Origin of the sequence: Belliella marina (genome assembly GCF_042682445.1) — a bacterium.
GTDB classification, from domain to species: domain Bacteria; phylum Bacteroidota; class Bacteroidia; order Cytophagales; family Cyclobacteriaceae; genus Belliella; species Belliella marina.
The window spans coordinates 10,040-16,490 of the sequence record NZ_JBHUHR010000049.1 but is presented as its reverse complement, the minus strand read 5'-3'; the positions used below and the strand labels follow the sequence as shown (position 1 = coordinate 16,490).

Genomic DNA, 6,451 nt, shown 5'->3' with positions numbered 1-6,451 from the left:
AAAAGCGGCACCATCATCAACGTTGCTTCTATGGCATCTTTCATTCCGATACCGTATATGACCACTTATTCTGCCAGTAAGGTTTTCGTGCGACACTTTACCCAGGCACTCACGCAAGAGTGTAAGCCCTTCAATGTGCACGCCATGTTGCTTTGTCCCGGATTGACCAAGACCAATTTCAACAATGCCGCAGGAATAGCAAACGAAATAGGCAAAGGGCTTGGTACGGAATATAGTAGCTCAACCCAAGCCCCTGAACAGGTGGCAGATGAACTATTTAAGGCATTGGACAAAAGAAAACACTACATTGTTTCAGGAAGAATGAACCGGATGGCAGCCCGGTTATCAACCCTGTTTCCAAATGCATTCTTAGCCAGGAGTTTTGCAGGATCGTACAGAAAAAAATTGGGTAAATAATTTGTAAATTTGACTATAAATAAAAGCAAAGTGAATCCTGATACAGTGACCATCCATCTCAAATCCATTGCTGATATACACAAGGTGGTGGGTCTTTCCAAGCCGAAGCATCCGCTGTTCAGCATTCACCGTTTTGAAGATTTACCCCAAGTAGAAAGCGTACAGCGCACCAAGTTGATCAGTGATTTTTACCAAATCACCCTAAAGACAGCATGTCCCTGTAAAATGCAATATGGACAAACACCTTTTGATTTTGATGAAGGGGTCATTTCCTGTTTTGCCCCCAGGCAAGTGAGCATCATCGACAAAGATTTTGCATTTGCAAAAGCTGGCTGGCTGATCAATATCCACCCTGACTTTTTGAGGGCCTATCCCTTAAATCAAAAAATAAAATCTTTCGGTTTTTTCGATTATGATGTAAACGAAGCGTTGATCCTATCCGAAGAAGAGCAGAAAGCCATAGAAACCATTTTTCTGCAAATTGAAAGGGAATACCTGTTGCCCATTGATGATTTCAGTCAGGACGTGATGATTTCCGCAATAGATTTGTTATTGACACATTTCAATCGCTATTACAAGCGTCAGTTCATTACACGGAAAACGCAAAACAGCGACCTATTAAATAAAGTGGAAAAAAAATTAAACAACTATTTCCTCAGTAACAATGAACACAAATTACCAAGCCCTGCCTACTTGGCTTCACAGTTAAATTTATCGCCCAAATACCTTAGCGATTGCCTGAAGCAACTCACCGGGCAAACCACACAGCAACACATCCACGCAATGCTGATAGAAAAAGCCAAGGAGGTCTTAACAACAACAGAACTTTCTGTAAGTGAAATTGCTTACGAATTAGGTTTTGAGCATCCACAATCGTTTAGCAGGCTTTTTAAGGCAAAGACCAATATTTCGCCTTTGGAGTTTCGGAAGTCGTTTAATTAGAAATTTTCCTTTTCTCTCTTTTTTATTTTTTTTCAGCAAATCCACGAACGACCTAACACCTGCTCAGCAGTCATAGGACAACACGAAAGAAAAGCCCCACCACATAGGATTTTTTTGAGCTAATGACTTTGGTACATTTGGACTTCTCGGCAAAATAAATTTGGACTTTTCAACAAAGCTACTTAAAAATGTTACGCTCATCTTTGCATCATAAAATTATTGGACAATGGAAAATAAAGAAACAGCAAAGAAGTATTTTGATGCAATGGTGGCTGGAAACTTCGATGAAATGAACAAGTTAAAAACACCTGATTGTGTTTATTGGTTGAGTGGTGAGGGATCCTGGCCTTTTGGAGGTTATCAATCACTCGAAAACCAGGCAAAACTATGGGGCACCGTAGCAGAACGATTCCCGGATGGGATGAAAATGACGCTTCAATCTATCACTGCAGACGAAGAGCGGGCAGTACTTTATGTTCATATTCGGGGAATCCGAAAAGATGGCCGTATTTACGAAAACAATGTGATGCTGCTTTTAACATTTAAGGATAGCTTAATTAGCGGGCTTTATGAATATCTGGATACTATTATGGTTAATGAACTATTCTGTGGCCCGATGGATGATGTAAAGTAACAGTTAATAACATTGGGAATGCGATGAACAACATATTAGAAATAAGAAAATGAGGGTAATCATAACAGGAACTACGGGAATGGTTGGCGAGGGCGTTCTGTTGGAATGCCTGCAAAACAACAAAGTATCAGAAGTGCTAAGCATTTCAAGAAGATCCTGCGGAATTAAAAATCCAAAACTGAAAGAATTATCAGTGCCTGATTTTACAAAATTGCAGGACTTTGAAAACGATATAAAAGGTTACGATGCCTGCTATTATTGTGCAGGGATAAGCTCCGCAGGAATGTCGGAAGAAAAATATAATTACATCACTTATGATACCACGATAGCGTTTGCAAGAGCACTGTTAGAAGCCAACCCTAAAATCACTTTTTGTTATGTAAGTGGAAGAAGCACTGACAGCACCCAACTAGGAAAAGTCATGTGGGCAAGGATAAAAGGAAAAACAGAAAACGCCTTAAAACAAATGCCTTTCAAAAGTGAATACAATTTCCGTCCTTCATTGATGAAACCCACCAAAGGACAAAAGCATTTTTACGGCTACAATCGTTGGGCACATAAAATATTTTATCCATTATTTAGCCTGTTCTTTCCTACCTGCACTATTCAGGAAATTGGTAAAGCTATGATAAACGTAACTTTAAAAAGGTATTCAAAAAATGTTTTAGACGAGAAAGATATAAAAATGATGGCTCAATGAAACAACTAAGCGAATTTTCACAATCAAAATCATGCACATTAGCAACACCAATGATTGACGAAACAGAAAGGGGCAACGACAGCATGCAAGTATTTAAACAATGGTGGAAAAATGTAAAGTAGCAAACAATGAAAGTAACTGACATAAAATCTTGTTATATCGGACCCGAAATTTCGCCTGAACAATTTATTGCTGAACACTTTTTCTTGTATTTGGCAAAAGGAAAAATAAACAGCTATGACGGAAACAAAAAACAAACAATCCATGCAGACGAATATTGTTTGTTTTTTAAAAATCACTTGGCGAGATACAACAAGGAAAAAACAGAAAACGAATTTGAAAAAGTAGTCATCATTTTTGATGAAGCGTTTTTAAAAAAGTTTCAGGAAAAACATAGACCGACAGTTATAAAATTCAAATCAGAAAAAGCATTTTTGAAATTAGACAAACGTGAATGGTTACCAAACTTTATTCAATCACTTGTACCCTATTACAATCGTTCGGGAAAAATTGACAAAGCATTTGCAGACATAAAACGAGAAGAATTGCTTGTCATCTTGCTGAAAAACCAACCCGAACTTGTAGGAATATTTTTTGACTACGGCATACCTGAAAAAATAAATTTGGAAGCGTTTATGAATAAAAACTTCAAGTTCAATGTAAGCATTCAGCGCTTAGCCTATATGACAGGGAGGAGTTTATCGGCTTTCAAACGGGACTTCAAAGAAATTTTTAATGAAGCCCCAAATCGTTGGTTAATACAGAAACGCTTACAAGAAGCACATTTTCTCATTGACAAAAAGAACAAAAAACCGACTGACATTTATTTGGAATTAGGTTTTGAAGATTTGTCGCATTTCTCTTACGCTTTCAAAAAGCAGTTTGGTTATGCACCGACAGAGCTATCAAACAAATAAGAAACAGACTGAGCCAACATCCACGACCAACACAAAAGAACTTCCCTTGTTTTGGATACGACCTTACAGGATTTGAACACTTTTTGGTTTTAAAACCTGAAGACATTTGTACCATAAATAAAATATGAAATCGAGCAAGATGAGAACGTCACACAGATGGATGATTATCATAGCGAGATTCCATAGCCTGTCCCGACCAATCGGGATGACAAATAAAAAACAAACAAACACATGAAATTATGAGTGACAAAAAAGTGTGGTTTATCACAGGAGCATCGAAAGGTTTAGGACTTGCATTGACCAGATTGGCATTATCACAAGGCGATAAAGTGGTGGCTACTTCAAGGAATACCGAAGCGTTAAAAAAATCCATTACAGAATATCAGGGCAATTTCTTGCCATTGAAAGTGGACATTACATCAGACAAAGAGGTGAAAAAAGCAATTGAAAAAAGCATCGAAAAATTTGGGAGAATTGATGTCGTTGTAAATAATGCAGGCTATTCTTTGGTAGGCAGTATGGAAGAAATGACAGACGGGGAGTTTCGCCAAACAATCGATGTAAACCTTTTTGCAACAGTCCATGTGATACGCAACGTAATGCCTTATTTAAGGCAACAGCAATCGGGACATATCATCAATATTTCATCCAATGCGGGTTATGTTGGGTTTGCAAATGCTACTAGCTACAATGCGGCAAAGTTTGCCGTAATCGGGCTTTCCGAAGCACTGGCACAGGAAGTTAATGCTTTTGGCATAAAAGTCACCGTAGTAGCACCTGGACAATTCAGGACCAATTTTATGGACAAAGGCTCCATGCAATATGCTGAAAACAGGATCCCGGTATATGGTGTGGATCAAGCAGAAGAAATGTGGACGGCATATAGCGGACAACAAATCGGTGATCCCGAAAAATTGGTAAAGATACTTGCCGAAATAGTGGAGTTGGAAAATCCGCCCATCCGCCTGCTGTTGGGAACAGACACCTATCAACTGATAAAAGAACACCGGGAAAAAGAAATGCAGGAGTTTGAAGCGTGGAAGCATTTGACCTTATCAACCGATTTCGACTGATTTTTTATCTTCACATCCATGAAAAAAACAACCCATAAGCCGTATATCATCCATTCGATTTCAGAATTGCACAAGCTACTGGAACTGCCAAAGCCCAAACATCCATTGGTAAGTGTTATCAATTTTGAGGAAATCAAATGCTTTGACGATGAAAGTATGCGGAGTGTTTCCTATAATTTTTACTGCATTGCCATTAAAAGGAATTTTGAAGGCAAAATGAAATACGGACAGCAGTATTATGATTTTGATGAAGGAGTGATGACCTTCTTTTCACCCATGCAGGTGGTCACCACCAATATTGTTGAGAACTTGAAGCTATCGGGATATTGGCTGGTTGTTCATCCCGATTTTATCAGAAATTACCCCTTGGGAAAAGCAATAAAGGAATACGGTTACTTTTCTTATGCCGTGAATGAAGCCTTACATCTTTCGGACGATGAAGAAAAAGCGGTAACGGCAATCATACAGAACATTGAAAACGAATACCGTTCGGTTATCGACAATTTTAGCCAGGATGTCATTGTTTCCCACATAGAATTGCTGCTGAATTATTGCAACCGTTTTTACAACAGGCAGTTTATTACCCGCAGGACAGCGAGCAACGACTTGTTGATAAAACTGGAACGTTTATTATCCGATTATTTCAATAGCGAACAGCTACAGGAATCAGGGCTTCCAACCGTCCAGTATATTTCAGGCAAATTAAATGTTTCGGCAGATTATCTAAGTGATATGCTTCGCAACCTTACAGGACAAAACACCCAACAGCATATCCATAATCATTTGATAGATAAAGCCAAAGAAGTATTGGTGACCACAGATTTGTCCGTCAGCGAAATTGCCTATCAGTTTGGTTTTGAATATCCACAGTCTTTCAGCAAATTATTCAAAAAGAAGACCGAAATGTCTCCTTTGGAGTTTCGGCAATCGTTTAACTGACGGACAAGCAGGATCAAGATAGGTTGGCTTCTATTGAACAACAGCTTTAACACAGAATATTTATCCAAAAAAGGGTTTATAAAAACAGTAAGACACCATCTCAATGAACAAAACTTTTAAAATACTGAAACGAACAATGATTATACTTTTGAGTATCCTACTATTAATGGCAATTGCCATTTTCTTTTATATGCGTCAGTCAAAATTTGGTAAAGCCCCAAGTGGTGAACGTTTGGAATTAATAAAAACTTCAGCCAATTACAAAAACGGTAAATTCCAAAACATAAGTTTTACGTCTGTCTTGACCGAGGGGTATTCTATGACGGTAATTATGTGGGATTTCCTGTTTAAAAAATTTCCGAGGCAGAAACCCACAGATATAATCCCCTCTATAAAAACGGATTTACTAAAACTTCCATCTGATAGCAATGTATTGGTATGGTTTGGGCATTCGTCTTATTTTATGCAGGTTGGCGGCAAACGCTTTCTGATTGACCCTGTTTTTAGTGGTAATGCAGCACCCATACCGGGGAACAACAAATCATTCAACGGAACGGATATTTATACAGCAGCGGATATGCCCGAAATAGATTGTTTATTGATTACACACGACCACTACGACCATTTGGATTATGAAACCGTTATCGCATTAAAAGACAAAATAAAGACCGTGATTTGTGGATTGGGCGTTGGTTCCCATTTTGAGCATTGGGGATTTGACAAGAATGTAATTATCGAGAAAGATTGGAACGAACATGTCACGTTGGATAAGGGGTTTACGATACATACTGCACCTGCAAGGCATTTTTCGGGAAGGGGTTTTACAAGA

Annotated in this window: 8 protein-coding genes; all 8 read left to right on the top strand. The window is 38.5% G+C overall.

The annotated features are described in order from the left end of the window. Positions 1–417: SDR family NAD(P)-dependent oxidoreductase (locus ACFSKL_RS22110; protein ID WP_376889435.1), on the top strand; the 417-nt coding region annotated here is incomplete at its 5' end. 30 nt (positions 418–447) lie between these two features. Further along, on the top strand, positions 448–1,359 hold the full coding sequence (locus ACFSKL_RS22105) for a helix-turn-helix domain-containing protein (RefSeq protein WP_376889433.1): 912 nt from the start codon (positions 448–450) through the stop codon (positions 1,357–1,359). Between the two features lie 226 nt (positions 1,360–1,585). Beyond that, positions 1,586–1,993, top strand: coding sequence for a nuclear transport factor 2 family protein (locus tag ACFSKL_RS22100; RefSeq protein ID WP_376889431.1), 408 nt, complete (start codon positions 1,586–1,588; stop codon positions 1,991–1,993). Positions 1,994–2,042: 49 nt separating this feature from the next. Continuing rightward, on the top strand, positions 2,043–2,693 hold the full coding sequence (locus ACFSKL_RS22095) for an NAD-dependent epimerase/dehydratase family protein (protein WP_376889430.1): 651 nt from the start codon (positions 2,043–2,045) through the stop codon (positions 2,691–2,693). Positions 2,694–2,821: 128 nt separating this feature from the next. Next, complete coding sequence (locus ACFSKL_RS22090) at positions 2,822–3,610, top strand: helix-turn-helix domain-containing protein (protein ID WP_376889428.1); 789 nt, start codon at positions 2,822–2,824, stop codon at positions 3,608–3,610. Positions 3,611–3,849: 239 nt separating this feature from the next. Next, entirely contained in the window at positions 3,850–4,683 is an 834-nt protein-coding gene (locus ACFSKL_RS22085; RefSeq protein WP_376889426.1) for an SDR family NAD(P)-dependent oxidoreductase, read from the top strand. An 18-nt stretch (positions 4,684–4,701) separates the two neighbouring features. Continuing rightward, positions 4,702–5,622, top strand: coding sequence for a helix-turn-helix domain-containing protein (locus ACFSKL_RS22080; protein ID WP_376889424.1), 921 nt, complete (start codon positions 4,702–4,704; stop codon positions 5,620–5,622). Between the two features lie 232 nt (positions 5,623–5,854). Further along, positions 5,855–6,451, top strand: a 597-nt coding sequence (locus tag ACFSKL_RS22075) for an MBL fold metallo-hydrolase (protein ID WP_376889423.1), incomplete at its 3' end; no start/stop codon positions are given.